Source organism: Curtobacterium sp. MCBA15_007, from assembly GCF_001864905.1.
GTDB lineage: Bacteria > Actinomycetota > Actinomycetes > Actinomycetales > Microbacteriaceae > Curtobacterium > Curtobacterium poinsettiae.
Window position 1 is genome coordinate 9,560 of the sequence record NZ_MJGM01000007.1, and the last position, 1,292, is coordinate 10,851.

A 1,292-nucleotide genomic window follows, 5' to 3' on the forward strand; every position below is an offset into this window, starting at 1 on the left:
CGATCTTCACGACGGTGCCGGAGATGAGATCACCGTCGTTGAAGAACTTCAGGGTCTTCTCGACCTCGGCCAGGAAGTCATCAGCCGAACCGATGTCGTTGATGGCGACCTGCTTAGGAGCCTTGGTCGTAGTGGTTGTCATGTAGAGATTGCTCCGAACGGACATGAGTCGGGCCATGGCGTGCGGGGACTCGGCCCCCGTGGTGCACCGCCGTGGCGATTGATTGAGTGGCGCGGATTGCGCCGCACAAGTCTAACCGCACCGGCCGAAGCCTCACAACCGGGCGGGTCGACGGCGCGTCACCCGACCAGGGCGGTGCGCAGGGTGTCGAGACCGATGCTGCCGAGCGAGAGCGCACGGTGGTGGAACGCCTTCAGGTCGAAGTCGGCTCCCTCACGCGCGGCGACCTCGTCGCGGATGGACTCCCACACGCGCTGGCCGACCTTGTAGGACGGTGCCTGCCCCGGCCACCCGAAGTAGCGGGCCACCTCGAACCGGACGAACGCCGGGTCCATGTTGACGTTCTGCCCCATGAAGTCGAGCGCGTACTCCCACGTCCAACCGCCGCCGTCGGGGTTCGTCTTCTGCAGGTGCACGCCGATGTCCAGGACGACGCGGGCGGCACGCATCCGCTGGCCGTCGAGCATGCCGAGTCGGTCGCCGTCGTCGTCGAGGAACCCGAGCTGTTCCATCAGCCGCTCCGCGTAGAGCGCCCAGCCCTCGACGTGCCCCGAGGAGCCCGACAGCTGCCGGCGCCAGGTGTTCAGCTCGCCGCGGTTGTAGACGCCCTGGCTGATCTGCAGGTGGTGGCCCGGGACGCCCTCGTGGTAGACCGTCGTCTTCTCACGCCAGGTGCCGAACTCGGTGACGCCCTCGGGCACGGACCACCACATGCGACCGGCACGGGAGAAGTCGTCGGAGGGACCGCTGTAGTAGATCCCGCCCTCTTGCGTGGGAGCGATCCGGCACTCCAGGCGACGGATCGGGTCCGGGATGTCGAAGTACGTCCCCGCCATCGCGGCGATCGACGCGTCGCTCGTCTCCTGCATCCACCGCTGCAGGGCGTCGGTCCCGTGCAGGATCCGTGACGGGTCGGTGTCGAGCACCTCGATCGCGCGGGCGACGCTCGCACCGGACTCGATGCGGTCGGCGATGCGCTCCTGTTCGTCCCGCATGCGGGCGAGTTCCTCGAGGCCCCACTCGTACGTCTCGTCGAGGTCGACGACCGCACCGAGGAACCGGCGGGAGTGCAGCTCGTAGGCTTCGCGACCGACGGCGTCGATCGGGGTGG

The 1,292-nt window shown here is 68.0% G+C and carries 1 protein-coding gene; it reads right to left on the reverse strand.

The genetic code is table 11. The features are described 5' to 3' along the window. Positions 1-300: 300 nt before the first annotated feature. The coding region (locus tag BIU95_RS04885; protein ID WP_139179660.1) for a DUF885 domain-containing protein at positions 301-1,292 on the reverse strand (992 nt) is incomplete at its 5' end.